Here is a 427-nt window from a genome sequence, read left to right as displayed (position 1 = left end):
CCGAGGGACTGTCCCAGCTGATCCTTCTTGGTGGGGATGATGGCCGTGTGGGGGATGGGCAGGCCGAGCGGGCGCCGGAAGAGCGCCGTGACGGCGAACCAGTCCGCCAGAGCGCCCACCATCCCCGCCTCGGCAGCCGCCGCGACGTAGCCCGGCCAGCCCTCCACACCTGAGTGCTCCGCCCAGGTGGCCAGGACCTAGACGAGCGCGACGAAGAGAAGTAGGCCGGTCGCCGTGATCTTCATGCGCCGGACGCCGCGCTGCTTCTCCTCGTCGGCGGCGGTGTACGCGAACGAGGCCAGCGGCCCCACCCCCAGCGGGCCCCCTCCGGCCCCGGACTTCCCGAACCCGGACTTCCCGGACCCGCCGGACCCGGACTTCCCAGGGCCTCCCGTCGCCGTCCCCGGGCCGAGCTCCTTACGGGTCC

The 427-nt window shown here is 73.3% G+C and carries 1 pseudogene; it reads right to left on the bottom strand.

Annotated elements, in window-relative coordinates:
- Nucleotides 1-317 (bottom strand): annotated as a pseudogene (locus RNB18_RS52600) (DUF445 family protein); the annotation flags it as partial.
- Nucleotides 318-427 lie beyond the last annotated feature (110 nt).

This window comes from Streptomyces doebereineriae (assembly GCF_031845645.1).
Classification (GTDB): Bacteria; Actinomycetota; Actinomycetes; order Streptomycetales; family Streptomycetaceae; genus Streptomyces; species Streptomyces canus.
The sequence above is the reverse complement of the archived record's forward strand: the minus strand, read 5'-3'. Positions and strand labels throughout refer to the sequence as shown.